This is a genomic window from Kribbella sp. CA-245084, from assembly GCF_050942355.1.
GTDB lineage: Bacteria > Actinomycetota > Actinomycetes > Propionibacteriales > Kribbellaceae > Kribbella.
The window spans coordinates 1,360,983-1,381,872 of sequence record NZ_CP192053.1 but is presented as its reverse complement, the minus strand read 5'-3'; the positions used below and the strand labels follow the sequence as shown (position 1 = coordinate 1,381,872).

Here is a 20,890-nt window from a genome sequence, read left to right as displayed (position 1 = left end):
GCTACGGGTCACCGGCGCGAGGGTCGTCGTACCAGAACAACTCTTGGAGGCAGCGATGAGTACGGCGACGACGACAACGCGAAGGGTCCGGCCGGGCGTGGTGGTGCTGTGGGTGACGCAGGTGGTGCTGGCGGCGATGTTCGTGATGGCGAGCCTGCCGAAACTGACCGGTGACCCGGTCATGGTCGACCTCTTCGACGCGGTCGGTGCCGGTCAGTGGTTGCGGTACGTGGTCGGTGTGCTCGAACTGGCCGGCGCGATCGGACTGCTCGTACCGCGGCTGTGCGGTCTCGCCGCGCTCGGTCTGACGATGCTGCTCGTCGGTGCATCGCTCACCAACATCGTCGCGCTCGGTGCGTCCCCGGCGATTCCTGTCGGCTACCTGCTGGTCGCGGCCGTCATCGCCTGGTTCCGGCGGGATTCGATCCTGACGGCGACTCGACGGCTGGCCCGGCGATGACGATCGCGGCCTTCGACGGACTCCTGACCCGGCCTGGAGATGCGGACTACGACTCCAGCCGGGCGGTGTGGAACGCGATGGTGGATCGCCGGCCAGCCTTGATCGCGCGCTGTGCGAGTACGGCCGACGTGGTTGCGGCTTTGCGCCACGGCCGGGAGGCCGGGCTGGCGATCGGGGTTCGCGGCGGCGGGCACAGCTTCCTCGGGCTCCCGGTGGTGGAGGACGGTTTGCTGCTCGACCTGTCCGCAATGAACTCGGTGCAGGTCGACCCGGCCCGCCGCCGGGCCCGGGTCGGCGGCGGCGCGCTGCTCGGCGCACTCGACGTCGCCAGCCAGCGGTACGGGCTCGCGACCACGGCCGGCAACGTCTCCCACACCGGCGTCGGCGGGCTCACCCTCGGCGGCGGGGTCGGTTGGCTGGCTCGCCCGCACGGGCTGACGTGCGACAACGTCACCTCGTACGAGCTGGTCACCGCGGACGGCGCCGTACTGCGGATCAGCGCGACCGAGCACCCCGACGTGTTCTGGGCGCTGCGCGGTGGAGGCGGGAGCTTCGGCGTCGTCACCGCGTTCGAGTTCCAACTGCATCCCGTCGGGACCCAGGCACTCACCGTCGACATGTTCTACGAGCTGGACGAAGCCGGTACGGCGCTTCGCCGCTGGCGGGACCTGTTCGCGGACGCGCCGCGGCAGGCCACACCGGTGGCCCGGATCGGCCGGCGGGACGAGTACGGCGGACGCTTGATCGCGAGCATCGGCTACGTGTGGGTCGGCGATAGCGACGAGGGACGGCGGCTGCTTCCGTCGTACGAAGGGATCGGCAATCCGATCGGTCGACGGATCACGGAGCTCAGCTACCTGGACCTGCAGACCCAGTCCGACGACGCCGAACGCCACGCCCTCCGTCGCTACTGCAAGGGCCACTACCTGCGGTCCCTACCGGACGCTGCCATCGACGCGTTCCTTGCCTCGGACAACAATCCGGGAGCTCGGTTGACGCTGTGCGGCGGCGCCGTCGGCGATGTGCCGGACGCTGAGACGGCGTTCAGCCATCGCGACGCGCTGGTCGAGTTCACCACCGGTGACGACTGGAGCGATCCCGGCGAGGACGAGGCCCGCATCACCGCGGCGCGAACCTACTCCGCGGGTCTCGAGCCCTACACGAGTGGGAGCTACGTCAACACCATCGCCGACGAGGATCCCACCGCCGTGCACCGCGCCTACTCCCCGGACAAGCTCACGCGCCTGCACCAGGTCAAGGACACTCACGACCCCGACAACGTCTTCACTCGAACCGCATTGCACCGGTGAGCCCTGCCGGCCGGACCCGGAGTGGGCCGGCCGGCGGGGACGCAGTCACCAGATCCGGACCCGTTCGTCTGGAGCCAGCCACATGCCGTCGCCTTCTTGCACGTCGTACGTGGTGTGGAAGACGTCGATGTTCTTCACAACTGCGTTGCAGCGGAACTCCGGCGGCGAGTGCGGGTCGATGGTCAACCGCCGAGCAGCTTCCTCCGGCCGGGTCTTCGTGGCCCACGCGTGCGCCCACGCAGCGAAGAAGCGCTCGCTGCCGGTCTCATCCGCCTCGGCTCCGGCCTGGGACAATTCGTAGGCCACGTAGGCGATCGACAGGCCGCCCAGATCGCCGATGTTCTCGCCGAGGGTGAGCTTGCCGTTGACCTTCTGGCCGGGTGTCTCGGCCGGCTCGAGGGCGTCGTACTGCGCGACGAGTTTGTCGGTGCGCTGCTCGAAGGCGGCCCGGTCCTCGTCGGTCCACCAGTCGTTGAGGTTGCCGTCGCCGTCGTAGCGCGAGCCCTGGTCGTCGAAGCCGTGACCGATCTCGTGCCCGATCACCGCGCCGATCGCGCCGTAGTTGGTCGCATCGTCGGCGTCGAGGTCGAAGAACGGCGGCTGCAGGATGCCGGCCGGGAAGACGATCTCGTTCATCCGCGGGTTGTAGTACGCGTTGACCGTCTGCGGCGTCATCTTCCACTCGTTGCGGTCGACGGGCTGACCGAGCTTGGCCAGGTCCCGAGCGGTCTCCACCGCGACCGAACGACGCACGTTGCCGAACAGGTCGGTCGGGTCGACGTCGAGGGCCGAGTAGTCCTTCCACTCGTCCGGGTATCCGATCTTCGGCACGAAGGCACCCAACTTGTCCAGCGCCCGCTGCCGGGTCTCCGGGCCCATCCAGTCCAGCGCGTCGATCCGCTGCCGGTACGCGGCGACCAGGTTCTGCACCAGGTCGACCATGCGGGCCTTCGCGGTCGGCGGGAAGTGCTCGGCGACGTACAGCTTGCCGAGGGCCTCGCCCAACGACTGCTCGACGGCGCCGACACCGCGCTTCCAGCGCTCGCGCAGCTCGGGCGCACCGGTCAGGGTCCTGCCGTAGAAGGCGAAGTTCTCGTCGACGAACACCTGGCTCAGCAGCGGCGCGGCGCTGTGCACGATCCGCCAGCTCAGCCACTCCTTCCACCGGTCCAGCTCGACCTCCTGCAACGCGGCCGCGGCGGCGGTCAGGAAGTCCGGCTCGCGGACGACGACCTGCGCGAACGCGCTCTCCGGCACACCTGCCCCGGCCAACCACGTCGACCAGTCGAAGCCGGGCGTGAGCTCCTCGAGCCCGGCGCGGTCGAGCTTGTTGTAGGTCAGCTGCACGTCCCGGTCCTTCACCCGGTCCCAGTGGCCGTCGGCGATCCGGGTCTCCAGCTCCAGGATCCGCGCCGCGGACCCGGCCGGGTCAGGCAGTCCGGCAAGCTCGAGCAGCTTCGCCACGTGCGCGACATACGCCGCACGGATCTCGGCGAAGTTGTCGTCGTGGTAGTACGACTCGTCGGGCAGGCTGAGGCCGCCCTGGGTCAGGTGGACGATGTTCTCGTCGGACTTCTTCGCGTCGGCGTCGACCCAGTAGTGGAAGACGCCCGGCACACCCTGCAGCTCGAGCTGCCCGAGGACCGAGACCAGGCCGGTCAGATCCTTGGCGTCCCGGACCAGTGCGAGCTGATCCGCGATCGGCTCGGCGCCCAGCTGCTCGATCGTCTCGGTGTCCATGAAGCTCGTGTAGAGGTCGGCGATCTTCCGCGGCTCGCTGCCCTCCGGATGGCCGGCCGCGGCGGTCTTCTCGACGATCGCCCGGACGTCCTGCTCGGCGGTGTCCCAGAGCGCGTGGAACGCACCGTGGATCGCCTTGTCCGCGGGAATCTCGTGCTCAGCCAGCCACGTCCCGTTGACGAACCGGTACAGGTCGTCCTGCGGCCGCGCCGCGCCGGCCGACTCCGAGCTGTCGATTCCTGCTGTCATCCCTGACCCCTTTGTCCCAGTTCTAGTTGCTGCCAGCGAACATACCCGGTTCGGGATCAGGCCGGTCTGAACTATCCACAGGAGCCAGCCGTTCTTCCAGGTAAAGAACACGGATCAGGGAGGACCCCGCCAAATGCCGCACCTCGTCCGTCGACTCACCACCCTGCTCGCCGTGCCCGTCGTACTGCTCGGGCCGATCTGCGGACCGGACGCGGCAAGGTGATCAGCCACGGCCCGGCGCATCCACATCGGCGACGCATTGATGACCAACGGCGACGGGCTGCTGCTCATCGGCCGCACGCTGTACGTCGTCCAGAACCGCTCGAACCAGATCTCGGTCATCACGCTGAACAAGTCCGGCACAAGGGGCACGGTGGTCGACCAGCTCACCAGCCCGAGCACGCCGTACTGGGTTACCGCCGTGAGCCGTTCCCGAGTGCGGTAGATCGTCCTACCTTGATTGGGGAGGAAACATGAACAAACGCACCATCGCAGCTGTCATCGGGATCTCGGCGCTCCTGCTGGGCGGCATCACCACATCGTCCGCCGCGGCCGCGTCACCGCCGGCGTCCGGCCCGAGAGTCGTCAAGCACTCCATGGACGACGGCCACTGCGACCCGATCCGCTTCCTGAGCCCGTCGGCCCAGTAGGTAGCAGCAGTAGCTCAGCCGGCAGTGCGGAGGTTGCCTCGGGCCGCGGCCTTGAGGCGGCTTCCGCACGACAGACGCACGGAGTACCCGGCCGGGATCGACAGCGGCTCGCCGGTCTGCGGATTGCGGCCGGTACGCGGAGCCCGCATCACGCGCTCGATGCTGAGCAGGCCGGTCAGCGACACCTTGTCGCCACGCTGTACGGCTTCGGTGACGACGTCGCCGAGGGCGTCGAGGACCTTCTCGGCCTGGTTCCGCGGGATGCCCGCCTTGTGTGCCACGCCGGCGATCAGTTCATTCCGGTTCACGGCTCTCCTCCGACTCGGTTCGACTTCCGAGCGGCACCTTAACCGAAATGAATGTCGTTAGCGAGAACGTATCCGGATACCGGTCAGAGACCGTCCCTGTCGTGCCAGTGGTTCTGCCAGCGCGCGTCGATGGCGTCGCCGGCGAGCTGGTACCGGATGTCCGTCGACAACCGTAGCTCGCACGACACATTGTCCAAGGCGGCATGGACAGTGTGCGCGGTGTGGATGACCACGTCGCCGGCCACGTAGTCGGTGACCAGCCAGTTGGCGTCGTACTCCGTCGCCAGAGCGGGCAGGTCCGCCGTGATGGATGCTGCAGGCCGTTTGAGTCGCCCCGCGGCCTCGTCCTCGAGCACTCGGTGGTGACTGCCCTGCAGGTAGGTCAGTCCGCCGCGGCTGACCGGGCAGTCTCCCAGTGGGATCCACGCCGACAGCACCTGGTCAGTCCCGTCACGCAGGTACACCAGGTCATAGTGCGCCTGCGTCGCCGTACCGATGCCGTTCTCGCCCGGTGCCGTCTGGCGGATGATCTTCCGACGGTGCAGGAACGGCTCACCGCCGAGGAACCACTCGAACCAGCCCTTCAACGCCGGCTGCGCACAGAAGGCGGCGTACTCCGGCCCGGGCACGATCTCCTCGAACAGCACCTTGCGGTACGACGCCCTGTCCGTGGCAGCACGCGTCAACCCGAAGTAGTACTCGCGGAACTCCTCCACCACCGCAGGGTCGAGCAGTCCGGTCAGGAACAGGTACCCGTCCCGCTGCAACCGGGACCGCAACCGCGCCCGATCACCACGCTCTTCCTCGGGCACGGCGACCAGTTGGCCCAGCCGCTCCTCATCCAGCACATATCCGTTAGACGTCAGCACCCGTCCATTCCAGCCAACACCTGCGGCCGGCGGAATGGACAACAGTGCCGAGCTTCTTGGACTCTTGTGATGTGTCGGACTGGTCGATCTACCTGACTCCAGGTGCTATTGAGCGCCAACTTGGACTCTTCTGCCTCGGGGCGGGTGAGCAGACGCATGGCTCGGAGAACACCAGAGAACGCGCCCTCGGTTGTCATGCCCTCGTCTGGCTGAAGGAGGGCCGCGGTCAGTTGCTGCACGGACCTGACCGTCAACTGCACGAGGTCAGAGCGCCCGCGATGCTCTGGCTCTTCCCCGGCGTCCTGCACGGCTACCGGCCGACAACGAGGTGGCGTCAGGCGTGGACCCTGTTCAGCGGCTCCGCGGTCGAAGCACTCACAACACTCGGCCACCTGGATGCCAGCCGACCAGTCCGCCGCTTCGCAGACCCCCGTCCGGTCGACCGCGCATTCAGCCGGCTGCTGCGCGTCAGCACACAGCACAACCCAGTGCAGCTCACAGGTGCTCTCTACGACCTGATCGCCGCAGCTGCGACCACGACAGGTGATGACGTGGCCGCACAGCTCGCCGAGCTCGCCAGTACACCGATGAGCGTCCAGGACTATGCCAGTGAGCTCGGTCTCACCGTGAAGGAGTTGCGCGACGCAGTACGGCGTACGACAGGCTCAACCCCACATGAACTGGTCCTGACCACAAGACTCAGCAATGCAAAGGTTTTGCTCGCCGAGGAGGACCTGCCCGTCGCAGCAGTCGCCAGACGGGTCGGGTACGACGATCCGGCGTACTTCACGCGCTTGTTCACCGCCAGAGTTGGGATGTCGCCGGGCGCGTTCCGGCGATCTGGTTCGCTCTCGGGGCGGATTTCCTCCCTTTGAGGGAGGCGGTACCTACTTTCCGACGTGTAAAACCATTCAGTGGGGTGACGTGTCCGGGGGCCGGACACCGATACGGTCGTGGGTATGAGTGAAACGCAGCCCATCGACCCGCGATACGCGAACCGGGCGCCCAAGTCGGCCGGCCGGCCGAAGAAGCGGCGCAACTGGTTCCTCCGGACCGTCGGACTGATCGTCCTGCTGTTCGTTCTCATGCTGATCGCGGTCCCGCTGTACGCATGGAGCCGGATCGACAAGATCGACGCGATGCCGACCGGACAACGGCCCGCCGAGACCTCGGGTACGACGTACCTGATGGTCGGGTCGGACGCCCGCGAGGACCTCAGCCGGGCCGAGCGCGCCCGGCTGCACACCGGCGGCGACGCCGGACCGGCGCGGACCGACTCGATCATGTTGATGCATGTGCCGAAGTCCGGGCCGACGGTGCTGATCAGCATCCCGCGTGACAGCGCGGTCAACATCCCGGGCGTCCAGGGCAAGCAGAAGATCAACGCCGCGTTCAACAAGGGGCCGGCCCTGCTGATCCAGACGATCGAGAACAACACCGGGCTGCGCATCGACCACTACGTCGAGGTCGGCTTCGGCGGCTTCGCGTCGGTGATCGACAGCATCGGCGGGATCCAGATGTGCTTGCCGAAGGCAATGAACGACGACAAGGCGCATATCAACCTGCCGGCCGGCTGCCAGAAGCTCGACGGGGTGAAGGCACTGGGCTACGTGCGATCCCGGCATGCCGACGGCCAGAACGACTTCGGCCGGACCGAGCGGCAGCGGCAGATGGTCGGTGCGGTCGCGAAGAAGGCCGCGTCGCCGTCGACGTTCCTGAATCCGGTGCGGTACTACAACGTCGCGACCAAGGGCGTCGACGCGCTGACCGTGGACAAGGACATGAGCCTGCTGGACTTCGTCCGGTTCGCACGCGGTATGCGGGCGATCTCCGGCAGCGGCGGCGTGGCGCTGAGTGTGCCGACGAGTGACGACAACTACCAGCTGTGCTGCAACCGGGGCGACGCCGTGAAGTGGGACACCAAGAAGGCCACGGCGCTCTTCAACGCGATCAAGCAGGACAACACCAGCGGCCTGAAGAGCAGTTGATCTTCCTGGTCCATGCGGTGGTGAGCCTGGGCATGCTCATCGTCGTACCTCTCGGCCTCACCCTGCTCCCGACGCGAACCACCAGCACCCGCTGGTGGTTCGCGTTCGCCGTTCCGGGTGCGTTGTCGCTCTGGCTGCCGCGTGGTGCGGTGTCGATCACCCTCGCGTCGATCTACTTCGCCGGCACGGTTGTTCTCATCGCACTCGCCGTCCGGCACTTCCTGCGACAAAGGGCATTACAAGCGCGGCAGGTCGCCTTGTACACCGCACTGGCCACTCCATCGATTGCAGCGCTCGCACTGGTCGCCGAGCGCTCGTCGTACGAGCTCTTCGGCTTCAACCTCACTGTGCTGTCGCTGACGGTCGCCCACTTCCACTTCGCAGGCTTCGCGGCCGCACTGATGGCGTACCTGTCTGCGGACGGCCTGGCAGCTATCAGCGTCCCGCTGGGCACTGGGCTCGTACTGCTGGGGTTCTTCCTCGGTGATCCCGTGGAGCTCGCGGGAGCCGTCGTACTGACCGCAGGGATGTGGTTGGTTGGCTGGAGCCTCTGGCGGCGGTCGCGGCGGGCTGACCTGAGTACTGCGGTCTTGCTGGTGGTGTCTGGATCCGTGCTGGTGGTGACGATGCTGTTGGCGGTCAGCTGGGCGTTGGGGCATGTCGCGGGTACGCCGTACCTACCGTTGGAGTGGATGGTTGCGACGCACGGTGTGGCGAATGCGGTCGGGTTTGCGTTGTGCGGGGTACTGGCGATGCGACGGGAAGGGGTCGGATGAAGCTCGAGGACCTGGCGGGGCTGCGGTTCACGTACGACGTCGTGGGGTCGACGCGGTACGTCGAGACGCCCGCGGGCTACCACCGCCTGGAGTACCGTCAACGGATCGGCCATGGTGACGAGGTGTTCCACCGGGCGGCTGACGCCTTGCTGAATTGGCGGATGCAGCCGGCAGCCGGAGTGCCGATGACTGCGACCGACGCGCCCGCACAGATCGGCACCAACTCGCTCGGCCGTCTCGGATCGGGCCTGCTGATCGGCCCGTCGCCACTCGGCCGCATCGGCCTGCCAGTCCCCTGCCGAGTCGTCTGGACCGTCAACGAGCCGGACCGCATCGGCTTCGCGTACGGCACCCTCCAAGGCCACCCCGAGTCCGGCGAGGAGTCCTTCGTCGTCACCCGCGACCCCGACGGCATCTACTTCACCGTCCGCGCCTACAGCCGTGCCGCCACCTGGTACACCCGCCTGGCCGGCCCCGCCACCCGCAAGGCCCAGCACTACGCCGCCCGCCGCTACGCCAAGGCACTCCAACGCCTGTCCACCCCATAGCAAAGGCCCCGCAAGCTCATACCTTTGCGGGGCCGCGACCTTTGTACCCTGCGTGGCAAGGCCGGCGTTTGAGCGACACGCGAACAGTGGGTGACAACCCGAGGTGCACAGCAGGGCGGGGTGCTGCGAAACTGTGGCGGGTGAGTCCTAAGACGTTGACGGATCTGGTGGCGCCGGACTGGGCCGATGCTTTGGCGCCGGTCGAGGACACGGTCGCGAAGATGGGTGAGTTCCTGCGCGGCGAGATCGCTGCGGGACGGGCCTATCTGCCGGCGGGTGAGAACGTGCTGCGCGCGTTCCAGCAGCCGCTGCAGCAGGTGAAGGTGCTGGTGGTCGGCCAGGATCCGTACCCGACGCCCGGACACCCGGTGGGGCTCAGCTTCTCCGTGGCTCCCGACGTACGGCCGATTCCGCGGAGTCTCGCGAACATCTACCGCGAGCTGATGGCGGACGTCGGCGTACCGGCGCCGTCCAACGGTGACCTGACGCCGTGGGCCGAGCAGGGTGTGCTGATGCTCAACAGAGTGCTGACCGTGCAGCCGGGCAAGTCCGGCGCGCACCGCGGCAAGGGCTGGGAGAGCGTCACCGAGCAGGCGATCCACGCACTGGTCGACCGCGGCGGCCCGCTGGTCGCGATCCTCTGGGGCCGCGACGCCCAGACGCTCAAGCCGATGCTGGGCAGCACGCCGTACGTCGAAAGCGCCCACCCGAGCCCCATGTCCGCGGACCGAGGCTTCTTCGGCTCCCGCCCGTTCAGCCGCGTCAACGCTCTCCTCGAGCAGCAAGGCGCGACTCCGGTCGACTGGCGCCTGCCCTAGACAACCCCTCGCTGACAACGCGCCGGACCCCCGCGGTCACGGCGCGTTTTCACGTGTCCGGACAATTTGTTCGAATGATGCATTGCAGGATCGTTCAACAATCTCCTATGGTGAGCGGAATCGCCCTGTCCCTCCGGGAGGAACCATGTGGGTTCTGCTCGCCATTGCGGTGGTGGTCGTCGGGTTCGCACTCCGGATCAACTCGATGCTGGTCGTCACCGCGGCCGGGATCGTGGCCGGCCTCATCGGCGGCCTGTCTCCGGTCAAGATCCTGAACGCGTTCGGCGACGGGTTCGCCGGCAGCCGCTCCGTCACCGTCTTCATCGTCACTCTGCCCGTCATCGGTCTGATCGAGCGCTACGGCCTGCAACACCAGGCCCGCAAGCTGATCAGCAAACTCAAGGTCCTCACCACGGGCCGGCTGTTGGCCCTCTACATGCTGATCCGGCAAGGCACCGCCGCGGTCGGCCTGACCAGCATCGGCGGCTACGCGCAGGCAGTCCGGCCGCTGATCCATCCGATGGCCGCCGGTGCGGCCGAGCGTAAGTACGGCAAGTTGCCGGAGAAGATGCAGGAGAAGATCAAGGGCTTCGCGGCCAGCGCCGACACCGTCGGGGTCTTCTTCGGTGAGGACATCTTCGTCGCGATCGGCTCGATCCTGCTGATCACCGGCTTCGTGGACACGACGTACGGCCTGAAACTCGAAGCGATCGATATCGCCGTCTGGGCGATCCCGACCGGCATCTGCGCTTTGCTCATCCACGGCTCACGGCTGTGGTTGCTGGATCGCACGCTCGACAAGATGGCCGCTCAGGCCGACGCCGAGGCCGAGGACGAGGAGGTGGCCCGGTGATCAAGGTCGAGTGGTTCTACTGGCTGTGCGGGATCTTCTTCCTGCTGATCGCGATGCAGGCCTTCACCGACCGGACCAACCGCAAGCGCCTCGGCAGCGCGGCGTTCTGGGGCATCCTCGGACTGTCGTTCTGCTACGGCACGTTCGTGGTGCACAAGCAGGCGCCGTCGTGGCTGCTCGGCATCGCGGTGAGCGGTATCGCGGTACTCGCCGGCGCGGGCTTCCCCGGCCGCGGTCAGGAGCGTACGACGACGCCGGAGCAGCGGGCGCGCTTCGCCGACCGGTTCGGCAACAAGCTGTTCCTGCCGGCGCTCGTGATCCCGGTGGTCGCGGCGATCTTCGGCGCCTGGCTCGCCAAGGTCAAGCTCGGCGACGGCAAGCCCCTGCTCGAGACCGGCTCGGCCACGATCATCGGCCTCGGCGTCGCCTCGATCCTGGCGCTGGCCGTCGGCATGGTTCTGTTCCGACCGAGATCTCCCGCCGTACCGCTGCATGAGGGTCGACGGCTGCTCGAGCACATCGGCTGGGCGGCGATCCTGCCGCAGATGCTCGCCACGCTCGGCTTGCTGTTCACCGCGTCCGGTGTCGGCAAGGCGGTCGGCCGCGTCACGGATCACGTGATTCCCAAGGGGTCGCTGATCGCCGCGGTCGCGCTGTACTGCATCGGCATGGCGATCTTCACGATCATCATGGGCAACGCGTTCGCGGCCTTCCCGGTCATGACAGCCGCGGTCGGCTGGCCGCTGCTGGTGCAGCAGTTCCACGGCACACCGGCGGTCGTGTTCGCGGTCGGCATGCTGGCCGGCTTCTGCGGCACGCTCTGTACGCCGATGGCCGCCAACTTCAACCTCGTTCCAGCAGCGCTACTGGAGATGAAGGATCAGTACGGGCCGATCAAGGCCCAGATCCCGACTGCGATCCCCTTGCTGGCTTGCAACATCGTCATCATGTACATCTTCGCGTTCTAAGGAGTGCTATGAAGTACGCCGCCGCCTGGGCCGACATCGCCTGCCAGGTGCTCGAGACTCCGTACCCGTACGGTTCCTCCCACGCCTCTCTCGGCCCGGACGACGTCGATGTGACGCCGGACCGCCTGTTCCCGGCCTTCCACGGGTCGTACGACTGGCATTCCAGCGCACACATGCAGTGGTCTCTGACGCAGTTGCTGAGGCTGGCACCGGAGCAGGTCGGCGAACGGCCCGCCGACCTGCTGGACCGGCGTCTGACGCCGGAGAACATCGCTGTCGAAGCTGCCTACCTCAAGGCCCGGCCGGGGTACGAGCGGCCGTACGGCTGGGCCTGGGCGGCAATGCTGGTCGCATCGGGCCGTACGACGAAGTGGGCGGAGGCGCTGGCTCCGCTCGGTGACGTGATCGCGGACCTGGTACTGGCGTGGTTGCCGAAGCAGGCGTACCCGGTGCGGCACGGGGTGCACCTCAACACTGCCTTCGCCCTCGCCTTGCTGATTGAGGCGTACGACGAGCTCGGCCGGGCCGACGTGGTGGAGGCGGTGAAGGCGCGCGCGGTGGAGTGGTTCGGGGGCGATACCGCTTATGACACACGGTTTGAGCCGTCCGGTACCGACTTCCTCTCGCCGGCGCTGTCGGAGGCAGAGTTGATGCGCCGGGTGTTGCCGGGTGGGGAGTTCAAGGACTGGCTGTCCGCGTTCCTCCCAGGACTCGGCCAGGAGGGTAGGCATCAGGGCCTGCTCGAGGTGCCGGCTACCGACGACTCGGGCGATGGGCAGCTGTCGCACTTGGCAGGACTGGCGTTGAGCAGAGCTTGGCAGTTGCGGACGCTGGCGCCGGCACTGCCAGAGGTTGCCGACGTACTGCGGGCGGCCGCGGACCGTCAGGTGGAGGCTGTGCTGCCTACGGTGACCGGTGGGGACTTCATGTCGACACACTGGCTGGTGTCGTTCGCTCTCCTGGCTGATCAGGCGTAGACGTCCCGGTCCAGCTTCGCCACAGCTGCGCGTAACGCCCACCGGCTGCGAGCAGCGCCCTGTGCGTCCCAGACTCGACCACCCGCCCCTGGTCGAGGACGACGATCCGGTCTGCCTGCTCGGCCTGCGTCAACCGGTGCGCGACGACCAGAGTGGTCCGGCCGACAGTGGCTGCTGCGCTGGCTCGTTCCAGCTCGCGTGCGCCCGCACTACCCGCTTCCGCGGTCGCCTCATCCAGCACAGCAACAGGCGGATCAGCCAGTACCAGGCGCGCAAAGGCGAGCTGCTGCGCCTGCGCCCCGGTCAGCTGATGACCGTTCTCACCCACGACCGTCTCCAGGCCTTCCGGTAGCGCACGTACCCACGCCAGCGCATCGACACGGTCCAGTGCTGCTTCCACCTCGTCAGCCGTCGCAGCAGGTCGTGCTAGCCGTACGTCCTCGACCAGTGGGCCGGAGAAGACATGCACCTCCTGGCTCAGCAGTGCGACCTGTGCACGAGTCCGGTCCTCACCGAGCTCACGGATGTCGACACCGCCGAGCTTCACCGTGCCTGCTGATGGCACCAGAACGCCTGCTGCAATGGCTGCCAGCGTGGTCTTCCCAGCACCGCTCGCTCCCACCAGCGCGACTCGTTCGCCTGGTTCTAACCGCAGCGATACCCCACCAACGACCTCCGGACCGTCGTAGTTGTGGGAGATGTCAAAGAGCTCGAGCGACCGGTCGGCCGGCCCCGGACCCGCCGGCGGCGCCGGGGCCGCCTCGATCTCCAACACGCCGGCCAACCGGGACATACCCGCGGCCGCGGTCTGGATCTGGTCGAACTCCATCAGTACGACGTTGACCGGGTTGAACAACCGGTGGAAGTACAGCGCCGCCGCCGTCACCGCGCCCACCGTCACCGCATCCGCACGCACGAGGAAGAACCCGGTCACGAGGATCGCAGTCAGCCCGGTGAACTCCGCATGGTTGATCCGCGCCGAGAAGAAGCTGAACAGCCGGAACACCGTGATCGAGATGTCCCGCGCCGTCCCCGACGTCTCGCGGATCTTCGCCAACTGCCGATCCTCGAGCCGGTACGCGCGGACCGTCGCACTCCCTCGCAGCGACGCGATGATCGCCTCGGACCGCTCGCCCAGCGCCACCCGCTCCTGCTTGTAGTACGGCGCCGACCGCCGCAAATACCACCGCAGAGCAAGGAAATACATCGGTACGGCGAGCATCCCGGCCAGCCCGAGCCGCCAGTCGAGGGCGAACATTCCACCCACCGTCAGCACGATCGTCAACGCCGCACCGAGCACCGACGGCCCGACCTCGGTCAACGCGGACGCAACCGAAGCCACGTCGTCGCCCACCCGCGAGAGCAGGTCACCCGTCCGCACCTTCTCCAGCACCGGCGCGGGCAACTGCAGCACCCGATCGAGCACCTGCTCACGGATCCGCGCCAGCACGGTTTCACCGACCCGCGCCACCAGCGTCACGCCAAGCGCAGTCAGTACGCCGGATACCACCGCCGCCACGCCGATCATGACCACCACGCGCACGATCGCGGACCGGTCACCGCCACCCGAGATGTCGTCGATCAGCTGTCCAAGAGCCCACGGCGCGACCAGCCCGGCCGCACTGGCCCCGGTGATCACTACAGCCGCGAGCACGGACAGGACCGGCAGCCGCCGGATCTCTCGCCACAGAACGGTCCACGTCGCCCGCGGACCTGCGACCGGAAGCAGGTTCACCGCAGTACCGCCTCTCGGTAGCCGGCGTCTGCCGAGGCAAGGTCGGAATGGATGCCCTGGGCAACCACCGCTCCATCGGCGATGACTACGACCCGATCCATCTTCCCCAACAGTGCTGGGCTGCTCGTCAACACGAGCGTGGTCCGGCCTCTTCGCTCCTCGGCAAGTCCCTCCGCCAGCAATTCCTCGGTCACCGCATCGACCGCAGTACTCGGGTCGTGCAGCACGAGCAGTGGCGGCTCGGCCAGCAGTGCGCGCGCCAGACCGAGTCGCTGGCGCTGCCCGCCTGACAGTGCCTGGCCGCGGTCGGCGAGTGGACGGTCCAGCTCTTCGATGAGGTCGGCGGCGCCGGCGGCGTTCATCACGCGCTCCAGGCCGGTCTCTGCCAGGAGGTTGGTGCGCAGCGTGCCTTCGAAGAGGTCTGTCTCGTGGCGCTCCAGCAACACCGTTCGCCGCAGGACATCAACGTCCAGCTCCTCGAGAGTGGTGCCTCCGACGAGGACTGTGCCGGTGTGCTCCGAGGCTCGTCCTGCCACGACGTGCAGGAGGGCGTCAGCGTCGCGCGGGTCGTAGCAGAGGACGCCAACGGACTCGCCTGGATGGAGGACCAGGGTCAGTGAGGACAGGGTGCCGTGCGAAACGCCTTCCAAGGTGAGGAGGGGCTTCGTGGTGTCGATAGCTGTTGAGGTGCCAGTGACAGTCTGGGGAGGCGACGAGAGCACAGCGGCGAGGCGACCGGCGGATGCGCGGGCTCTGGCGAAGATCTGGCTTGCGTAGCCCAGTGTGCCGACTGGCTCGGCGATGAACTGGGCCAAGCCGACCACGGTGATCAGTTCGCCGATCGTGATCCGCCCATGCAGTGCGAACCACCCAGCTACCCCAGCGACAGCAGCAAGCAGCAGACCGCTGAGTGCGGTTGTCACGCCGTCCTGCAGTCCGTTGGTCGATGCCGCACGCAACGTTGCGCGCAGAGTGTCTTGGCTGGAGCGCCGGTACCGCGCAGCCGCGTTGTGCTGGGCCCCGATACCCCGCAGCGTCCGCAGTCCACTGACCAGGTCCGTAGCCAGCGCAGTCGTCTCCGCGACGGCCGCCTGCTGACTCGACGTACGACGGGTCAACAGCGGCGACATCGCCTGGATCCCCAGCACCAGCAGCGGTACGCCGATCAGCACCCCGAGCCCCAGCGGTACGTCGACCAGCAGCAAGGACACTGACGACACGATCAACGCCGTACACGCCGCTGCGCCAACAGAAAGGCCCCGCATCACCAGTGCGGCCTTCTCGGCGTCCGACGTAGCGATCGACAGCAGCTCACCCGACCGCAGCCCGGTGCGGTGACCACGTGGGTCCAGCACCCGTTGCGCGATCTCCAGCCGGAGCAGGTGCGTCTCGTACTCGATCGCCCACACCACCTGCCGCGCACCGGTCTTCCAAGCGTTCGACAGTACGGCGAACAGCACGACCATCATCAGCACGCACCACAACAGTGGCTCGACGCGTCCTGTCGACACAGCGCGATCCACGAACACACCGATCGCCACCGGCACGGCCGCTTCGGTCGCCTGATGCAGCGACAGCACCAGCACCCCCGCGATCATCCTGCCCCGATGCCGCCGGACCGCCCGCCTCAACAACTCCCCAGTGGACATAGTTAGGTAACCCTAACCGACGACCGCCGATTGACACCCGCCGAAGTCCGCCGTACGGTCTCGCGTTAATAGGAAACTTTCCTAACAGTTCGCGTATTCAGCGCGGCGAGTACCCGCGAGCGGCGAAGGGAGGCAGGGTTGGCTCATGGCAACAACACCCGGAACGCCGCGCCTGCTGCGCGCGATGAACGACCGCGCCGCCCTGGATCTGCTGCTCAGCCAGGGTCCGCTCTCCCGCACCACGCTGGGCAACCTGACCGGTCTGTCCAAGCCGACCGCGTCCCAGCTGCTCGCGCGGCTGGAGGCTGCCCACCTGGTCCGCCCGAGCGGCACCACGGCAGGCCGTCCCGGCCCGAACGCGCAGCTGTACGAGATCAACGGCGGCATCGCGTACGTCGCGGGCCTCGACGTCACACCAGCCCGGATCCGGGCCGCGGTCGCGGACCTGACCGGCAAGGTGGTCGGCGAGTACGAGCTCGCCACCCCTGGCCGCAGCGCCAAGGGCACGGTCGACCGGGTGGTCAAGGCGATCGAGGGTGCCGCCGGCGAGGCGGGCCTCAGCAAGGAACGTCTGCACCGCGTCTCGATCGGTACGCCGGGTGGCTTCGACCCGACGACCGGCCGGCTGCGGTACGCGACCCACCTGCCCGGCTGGCACGCGCCGCACCTGCTCGAGGAGCTGGCCGCCGCGATCGCCGTACCGCTGGAGGTCGAGAACGACGTCAACCTGGCCGCGATCGCCGAGCAGCGCATCGGCCACGCCCGTGAGCACGACAACTTCGTGCTGCTCTGGGGCGAGGAAGGCATCGGCGCCGCGATCGTGATCAACGGCCGGCTGCACCGCGGTGCGACCGGTGGCGCTGGTGAGGTGGCGTTCCTGCCGCTCCCGGGTACGCCGCTGGTCCGCAACGTCGGTCGCAACAACGCCGGCGGTTTCCAGGAGCTCGCCGGTGGCGAACCCGTCCTGGAGCTCGCTCGCGAACACGGCCTCAAGGCCCGTACGCCGGAAGCCGCGATCGCGGTCGCGCTGCAGACCGAGGGCGCGGGCGACGCCGTACTCGAGGAGTTCGCGCACCGGCTGGCCGTCGGTCTGGCCGCGGTCGTCGCGGTCGTCGACCCCGAGCTGATCGTGCTCGCCGGTGGTGTCATCACCGCAGGTGGCGAACGTCTGCGCGGCCTCGTCCAGGACGAGCTCGCCGATCTCGCCGTACCGCGGCCGCAACTGCTGATGACCGCGATCAGCACCGATCCCGTGCTCTCCGGAGCACTGCAGTCCGCGCTGAGCACCACCCGCGACGAGGTGTTCGACACCGCCGGTCCACCTGTCACCTAGGAGCCACAGCATGAAACTCACAGTCGTTGGTGGCGGGTCCACCTACACGCCCGAGCTCGTCGACGGCTTCGCCCGGTTGCGGGATACGTTGCCGGTGTCGGAGCTGGTGCTGGTCGATCCGGCGGCGGACCGGCTCGAGCTGGTCGGCGGCCTGGCCCGCCGGATCTTCGCAAAACAAGGGCATGCGGGCCGCGTGATCACCACGTCCGACCTGGACGCGGGCATCGAGGGCGCGGATGCCGTACTGCTTCAGCTGCGCGTCGGCGGGCAGGCAGCGCGTAACGAGGACGAGACCTGGCCGCTGGAATGCGGTTGTGTCGGGCAGGAGACGACAGGCGCCGGTGGTCTCGCCAAGGCACTGCGGACCGTGCCGGTCGTGCTGGACATCGCCGAGCGAGTACGGCGCACCAATCCGGACGCGTGGATCATCGACTTCACCAACCCGGTGGGGATCGTGACCCGTGCGCTGCTGTCGCACGGCCACAAGGCAGTCGGGCTGTGCAACGTGGCGATCGGGTTCCAGCGTCGGTTCGCCGCCATGCTCGGAGTCACGCCGGATGAGGTGTCGCTGGACCACGTGGGGTTGAACCACCTGACCTGGGAGCGCGCGGTCCGCGTCAACGGCGAGGACATGCTGCCCAAGCTGCTCGCCGAGCACCTGGACGAGCTGTCCGAGGACCTGATCCTGCCGGCCGACGTCGTACGCGAGCTGGGCGTCGTGCCGTCGTACTACCTGCGCTACTACTACGCGCACGACGCGGTGGTGAAGGAGCTGCTCACCAAGCCCTCTCGTGCCGCAGAGGTCGCAGCACTCGAGAAAGAACTGCTGGACATGTACGCCGACCCGAAGCTCGACGAGAAGCCCGCACTGCTCGAGAAGCGCGGCGGCGCGTACTACTCCGAGGCCGCTGTCGCACTGGCGTCGTCCCTGCTCAACAACACCGGCGACGTGCAGGTGGTGAACACCCTCAACAACGGCACGTTCCCCTTCCTCGCTGACGATGCGGTGATCGAGGTGCCGGCCACAGTCGGCGCGGAGGGTACGACGCCGGAGCCCGTCGCCCCGCTGGAACCCCTGTACGCCGGACTGGTCGCGCACGTCACGGCGTACGAGGACCTGGCGCTGGACGCCGCCGTGAAGGGTGGATCCGAGCGGGTATTCAGGGCACTGCTGGCACATCCTCTGGTCGGGCAGATCTCCCTCGCACAGGAGCTGACCGACAAGCTGCTCGCGCACAACAAGGCGTACCTCCCGTGGGCGCGCTAGTCCCGGGCGGAGTTCTCGCCTTCGACGCCGGCAACAGCAAGACCGACGTCGCACTGGTCGCCGCAGACGGGACAGTGCTCGGTACGGCGCGTGGTGGCGGGTTCGAGCCGCAGAAGATCGGACAGGTCGCCGCAGTGGCCGAACTGGAACCGCTGGTGCGTGCTGCGGCGGCAGAAGCTGGACTGCGATTGGGCGACGTACCCCTCGTGCAGCAGATCTCGGCGTGCCTGGCCAACGCGGACCTGCCGATCGAAGTCGAGCAGCTGACCACTGTGTTCGAGGACTGCGGTTGGGCGGAGTCGGTGTACGTCACCAACGACACCTTTGCGCTGCTGCGTTCCGGAGTAGACGAACCGCGCGGTGTGGCAGTGGTGTGCGGTGCGGGGATCAACTGCTCCGGGATGTTGCCGGACGGGCGGACCGCTCGCTTCACGGCGCTGGGGAAGGTGACCGGCGACTGGGGCGGTGGTGCACAACTGGCCGAGGAGGCGTTCTGGTCGGCGTCGCGAGCCGAGGACGGGCGCGGTCCTACGACCGCACTGCTGACCGCGCTGCCGGTGCACTACGGGTTGCCGTCGTTGGCCGCGGTGATCGAGGCGTTCCACTTCGGCGACCTCCCGATCGAGCGGCAGTTGGAGGCCGGGCCAGTGCTGTTCCAGGTCGCGGCCGCCGGCGACACTGTTGCCTTGGGCATCATTCAGCAACAGGCCGAGGAGATCGTCGCGATGGCGGTCAGTGCGTTGCGGCGGCTCGAGCTGCTCGACGAGCGCGTCACCGTCGTACTCGGCGGTGGCGTTCTGACCGCGGGACACTCCGTCCTGCTCGATCGCGTCACGCGTCTGCTCGCGGAGGTTGCTCCGAAGGCGGTCCCGCGCGTGGTCGACGTACCGCCGGTGGTGGGTGCGGCGTTGCTCGGACTTGACCACACGGCCGCCGGAGCGAACGCGCAGGAGCGTTTACGCGCAGCATTCGCGCCACCACCGGCTGCCTAACACATTGCAGCCCTGTTTCATTGGGGAGCAATGCAAACTCCCGGGTGTGATGTGGCGTCCCACGAGTAGGACCACATCCACTCGGGAGGTCGATGATGATTCGAAGGATCATAGGTCTGGGCGGTACGACGGCACTCGCGGTCAGCGCGCCATTCGTTCTCACCGCGGCCGGAGCGCCGGTCACTGCAACCACGACGACAGCCAGCTGTAGCCGGCTTGCGTCTGCGACGAACATTTCCGCGGCGGCGTACGCCGACCGCTTGGTGCGGGCGTGGGGCAGCGGTGCGACCGCAACCGCCAACTGCTACGCATCAACAGCTGTTACCCGCACGCTCTACGGACAGGCGTTGCCCGGCGGCATCCACTGGCGCCGGGTCTCGACCGAAGGCGCTGCCGGCACGATCTATGTGACGTACCACGACGACGCTCGCGGCGGGAACCTCACGATCGGCGTACAGAACGTCGGTCTGCGTGCGGCGAACGGCTGGCACGCGGCGCACACCGCGAAGTTCAGCGGCGAGCCGCAGGCCTGGAACGCGGTCCAGTGGTCGGACAATCTGGTCCGGGCCTGGGGACGCGGTGACACGAAGTGGACCGCGTACTACGCGACGCCGACCGCGGCCGCACAGCTGCACAAGGTCGCTGCGAAGGGCGGAGCGCACTGGACACGCATCTCCACCGAAGGCGCGGCCGGTACGACGTACGTGACGTACCGGAACGACGTCACCAGGCACACGCTGGTGATCGGTGTGTCGAACATCGGGCTGTCCCAGGGCGACGCGCACGCGGCGTACACGGTGCAGTACCGCTGATTGCTTGAGCTCGTCCTGTTGAGGTGTAATCATGATTACATGAGTACACAGACTGAGCAGGAGAAGGTGCGGGGCTGGCTGACCGGGCGGTTGCCGGGCGACTGGTTCGAGGGTGAGACCGAGCTGTCGATCGACCGGGACGAGATCCTGATCGTCGGCCGGATCCCCGCACCCGAGCAGAGCAAGGACGTGAGCGACTCCGAGCGCTCCGCCGCCGAGGCGGGCCGGGTCAAGCAGTTCCGCGAGGACACCCGGGACCACCGGATCGAGATCGCCCGCGAGCTCGAGCACGCCACCCGCCGCAAGGTCGCCTGGGGCGTCCGATGCGGCGAGACCAGGACGATCTTCACCTCACTGTCCGCGCCGGTGATGACCCGGCTCCGCCAGCCCGAACGCCAGGTCCTCGACACCCTCGTCGACGCCGGCGTGGCCCGCTCCCGCAGCGACGCCCTCGGCTGGTGCGTCAAGCTGGTCGCCCAGCACAGCGAAAGCTGGCTGGCCGACCTCCGCGAAGCCATGCGCAAGGTCGAGGACGTCCGCGAGGCAGGCCCCGACACCGAGAGCTGAATCACCCGGCACGCACTTTCT

22 protein-coding genes are annotated in these 20,890 nt (G+C 67.8%); 17 read left to right on the top strand and 5 right to left on the bottom strand.

Going from position 1 to position 20,890, the window contains the following annotated elements; translation table 11 throughout:
• Positions 1-55 precede the first annotated feature (55 nt).
• Both ACQPYH_RS06830 and ACQPYH_RS06825 read left to right on the top strand, forming a co-directional pair.
• Positions 56-460: a DoxX family protein gene (locus ACQPYH_RS06830; RefSeq protein WP_432888160.1), complete on the top strand. Its 405-nt coding sequence runs from the start codon at positions 56-58 to the stop codon at positions 458-460.
• Positions 457-1,770: an FAD-binding oxidoreductase gene (locus ACQPYH_RS06825; protein ID WP_432888158.1), complete on the top strand. Its 1,314-nt coding sequence runs from the start codon at positions 457-459 to the stop codon at positions 1,768-1,770. Before ACQPYH_RS06830 ends, ACQPYH_RS06825 begins: the two co-directional genes overlap by 4 nt.
• A 45-nt stretch (positions 1,771-1,815) precedes the next feature.
• Here the strand turns inward: ACQPYH_RS06825 and ACQPYH_RS06820 are convergent, their stop codons facing one another.
• Positions 1,816-3,759 carry a M13 family metallopeptidase gene (locus tag ACQPYH_RS06820; RefSeq protein ID WP_432888156.1) on the bottom strand — a complete coding sequence of 648 codons (1,944 nt, stop codon included), beginning with the start codon at positions 3,757-3,759 and terminating at the stop codon, positions 1,816-1,818.
• 262 nt (positions 3,760-4,021) lie between these two features.
• Between ACQPYH_RS06820 and ACQPYH_RS06815 the strand changes: the two genes are divergently transcribed.
• Together ACQPYH_RS06815 and ACQPYH_RS06810 are read left to right on the top strand one after the other, a co-directional pair.
• The gene (locus ACQPYH_RS06815; protein WP_432888154.1) at positions 4,022-4,204 is read left to right on the top strand and encodes a hypothetical protein; all 183 of its coding nucleotides are present in this window, start codon (positions 4,022-4,024) and stop codon (positions 4,202-4,204) included.
• Positions 4,205-4,232: 28 nt separating this feature from the next.
• A complete protein-coding gene (locus ACQPYH_RS06810) occupies positions 4,233-4,409 on the top strand; it encodes a hypothetical protein (protein WP_432888152.1) in 177 nt (58 codons plus the stop codon).
• 14 nt (positions 4,410-4,423) lie between these two features.
• On the opposite strand, the gene ACQPYH_RS06805 is transcribed toward ACQPYH_RS06810, so the two are convergent.
• Positions 4,424-4,717 carry an HU family DNA-binding protein gene (locus ACQPYH_RS06805; RefSeq protein ID WP_130443872.1) on the bottom strand — a complete coding sequence of 98 codons (294 nt, stop codon included), beginning with the start codon at positions 4,715-4,717 and terminating at the stop codon, positions 4,424-4,426.
• A gap of 83 nt (positions 4,718-4,800) precedes the next feature.
• On the bottom strand, positions 4,801-5,586 hold the full coding sequence (locus ACQPYH_RS06800; protein WP_432888150.1) for a phytanoyl-CoA dioxygenase family protein: 786 nt from the start codon (positions 5,584-5,586) through the stop codon (positions 4,801-4,803).
• 71 nt (positions 5,587-5,657) lie between these two features.
• Between ACQPYH_RS06800 and ACQPYH_RS06795 the strand changes: the two genes are divergently transcribed.
• The 8 genes from ACQPYH_RS06795 (at position 5,658) to ACQPYH_RS06760 (ending at position 12,514) form a co-directional block, all read left to right on the top strand.
• Entirely contained in the window at positions 5,658-6,461 is an 804-nt protein-coding gene (locus tag ACQPYH_RS06795; RefSeq protein ID WP_432888148.1) for a helix-turn-helix domain-containing protein, read from the top strand.
• 84 nt (positions 6,462-6,545) lie between these two features.
• Complete coding sequence (locus ACQPYH_RS06790) at positions 6,546-7,574, top strand: LCP family protein (protein ID WP_432888146.1); 1,029 nt, start codon at positions 6,546-6,548, stop codon at positions 7,572-7,574.
• On the top strand, positions 7,571-8,350 hold the full coding sequence (locus ACQPYH_RS06785) for a YndJ family protein (protein WP_432888144.1): 780 nt from the start codon (positions 7,571-7,573) through the stop codon (positions 8,348-8,350). The genes ACQPYH_RS06790 and ACQPYH_RS06785 overlap by 4 nt, the downstream gene beginning before the upstream one ends.
• Complete coding sequence (locus tag ACQPYH_RS06780) at positions 8,347-8,898, top strand: DUF1990 family protein (RefSeq protein WP_432888142.1); 552 nt, start codon at positions 8,347-8,349, stop codon at positions 8,896-8,898. Before ACQPYH_RS06785 ends, ACQPYH_RS06780 begins: the two co-directional genes overlap by 4 nt.
• Before the next feature lie 140 nt (positions 8,899-9,038).
• Positions 9,039-9,716: a uracil-DNA glycosylase gene (locus tag ACQPYH_RS06775; protein ID WP_371407162.1), complete on the top strand. Its 678-nt coding sequence runs from the start codon at positions 9,039-9,041 to the stop codon at positions 9,714-9,716.
• A 145-nt stretch (positions 9,717-9,861) separates the two neighbouring features.
• A complete protein-coding gene (locus ACQPYH_RS06770; protein ID WP_432888139.1) occupies positions 9,862-10,569 on the top strand; it encodes a DUF969 domain-containing protein in 708 nt (235 codons plus the stop codon).
• Entirely contained in the window at positions 10,566-11,537 is a 972-nt protein-coding gene (locus tag ACQPYH_RS06765) for a DUF979 domain-containing protein (protein ID WP_432888137.1), read from the top strand. Before ACQPYH_RS06770 ends, ACQPYH_RS06765 begins: the two co-directional genes overlap by 4 nt.
• Positions 11,538-11,545: 8 nt before the next feature.
• Positions 11,546-12,514 (top strand): DUF2891 domain-containing protein, encoded by a 969-nt coding sequence (locus ACQPYH_RS06760; protein WP_432888135.1) that lies wholly within the window; start codon positions 11,546-11,548, stop codon positions 12,512-12,514.
• On the opposite strand, the gene ACQPYH_RS06755 is transcribed toward ACQPYH_RS06760, so the two are convergent.
• Together ACQPYH_RS06755 and ACQPYH_RS06750 are read right to left on the bottom strand one after the other, a co-directional pair.
• Positions 12,462-14,249, bottom strand: a complete 1,788-nt coding sequence (locus tag ACQPYH_RS06755; protein ID WP_432888133.1) for an ABC transporter ATP-binding protein — start codon at positions 14,247-14,249, stop codon at positions 12,462-12,464. The genes ACQPYH_RS06760 and ACQPYH_RS06755 overlap by 53 nt on opposite strands.
• Positions 14,246-15,898, bottom strand: a complete 1,653-nt coding sequence (locus ACQPYH_RS06750) for an ABC transporter ATP-binding protein (RefSeq protein WP_432888131.1) — start codon at positions 15,896-15,898, stop codon at positions 14,246-14,248. The genes ACQPYH_RS06755 and ACQPYH_RS06750 overlap by 4 nt, the downstream gene beginning before the upstream one ends.
• Positions 15,899-16,043: 145 nt before the next feature.
• Here ACQPYH_RS06750 and ACQPYH_RS06745 point away from each other — a divergent pair, with 145 nt between their 5' ends.
• From ACQPYH_RS06745 to ACQPYH_RS06725, 5 genes are all read left to right on the top strand, one after another.
• The gene (locus ACQPYH_RS06745) at positions 16,044-17,231 is read left to right on the top strand and encodes an ROK family transcriptional regulator (RefSeq protein WP_432888129.1); all 1,188 of its coding nucleotides are present in this window, start codon (positions 16,044-16,046) and stop codon (positions 17,229-17,231) included.
• A gap of 10 nt (positions 17,232-17,241) precedes the next feature.
• Positions 17,242-18,498 (top strand): 6-phospho-beta-glucosidase, encoded by a 1,257-nt coding sequence (locus tag ACQPYH_RS06740; RefSeq protein WP_432888127.1) that lies wholly within the window; start codon positions 17,242-17,244, stop codon positions 18,496-18,498.
• Complete coding sequence (locus tag ACQPYH_RS06735) at positions 18,486-19,490, top strand: N-acetylglucosamine kinase (RefSeq protein WP_432888125.1); 1,005 nt, start codon at positions 18,486-18,488, stop codon at positions 19,488-19,490. Before ACQPYH_RS06740 ends, ACQPYH_RS06735 begins: the two co-directional genes overlap by 13 nt.
• A gap of 95 nt (positions 19,491-19,585) precedes the next feature.
• The gene (locus tag ACQPYH_RS06730) at positions 19,586-20,302 is read left to right on the top strand and encodes a hypothetical protein (protein WP_432888123.1); all 717 of its coding nucleotides are present in this window, start codon (positions 19,586-19,588) and stop codon (positions 20,300-20,302) included.
• 39 nt (positions 20,303-20,341) lie between these two features.
• Positions 20,342-20,869: a hypothetical protein gene (locus ACQPYH_RS06725; RefSeq protein ID WP_432888121.1), complete on the top strand. Its 528-nt coding sequence runs from the start codon at positions 20,342-20,344 to the stop codon at positions 20,867-20,869.
• The last annotated feature ends 21 nt before the right edge of the window (positions 20,870-20,890 follow it).

What these genes read in the sequence shown, in the direction of transcription:
- ACQPYH_RS06725 (WP_432888121.1), top strand. Translation starts at nt 20,342, where the DNA reads ATGAGTACACAGACTGAGCAGGAGAAGGTGCGGGGCTGGCTGACCGGG.
- ACQPYH_RS06825 (WP_432888158.1), top strand. Translation starts at nt 457, where the DNA reads ATGACGATCGCGGCCTTCGACGGACTCCTGACCCGGCCTGGAGATGCG.
- ACQPYH_RS06750 (WP_432888131.1), bottom strand. Translation starts at nt 15,898, where the DNA reads ATGTCCACTGGGGAGTTGTTGAGGCGGGCGGTCCGGCGGCATCGGGGC.
- ACQPYH_RS06790 (WP_432888146.1), top strand. Translation starts at nt 6,546, where the DNA reads ATGAGTGAAACGCAGCCCATCGACCCGCGATACGCGAACCGGGCGCCC.
- ACQPYH_RS06740 (WP_432888127.1), top strand. Translation starts at nt 17,242, where the DNA reads ATGAAACTCACAGTCGTTGGTGGCGGGTCCACCTACACGCCCGAGCTC.
- ACQPYH_RS06730 (WP_432888123.1), top strand. Translation starts at nt 19,586, where the DNA reads ATGATTCGAAGGATCATAGGTCTGGGCGGTACGACGGCACTCGCGGTC.
- ACQPYH_RS06745 (WP_432888129.1), top strand. Translation starts at nt 16,044, where the DNA reads ATGGCAACAACACCCGGAACGCCGCGCCTGCTGCGCGCGATGAACGAC.
- ACQPYH_RS06770 (WP_432888139.1), top strand. Translation starts at nt 9,862, where the DNA reads ATGTGGGTTCTGCTCGCCATTGCGGTGGTGGTCGTCGGGTTCGCACTC.
- ACQPYH_RS06760 (WP_432888135.1), top strand. Translation starts at nt 11,546, where the DNA reads ATGAAGTACGCCGCCGCCTGGGCCGACATCGCCTGCCAGGTGCTCGAG.
- ACQPYH_RS06780 (WP_432888142.1), top strand. Translation starts at nt 8,347, where the DNA reads ATGAAGCTCGAGGACCTGGCGGGGCTGCGGTTCACGTACGACGTCGTG.
- ACQPYH_RS06830 (WP_432888160.1), top strand. Translation starts at nt 56, where the DNA reads ATGAGTACGGCGACGACGACAACGCGAAGGGTCCGGCCGGGCGTGGTG.
- ACQPYH_RS06810 (WP_432888152.1), top strand. Translation starts at nt 4,233, where the DNA reads ATGAACAAACGCACCATCGCAGCTGTCATCGGGATCTCGGCGCTCCTG.
- ACQPYH_RS06820 (WP_432888156.1), bottom strand. Translation starts at nt 3,759, where the DNA reads ATGACAGCAGGAATCGACAGCTCGGAGTCGGCCGGCGCGGCGCGGCCG.
- ACQPYH_RS06815 (WP_432888154.1), top strand. Translation starts at nt 4,022, where the DNA reads ATGACCAACGGCGACGGGCTGCTGCTCATCGGCCGCACGCTGTACGTC.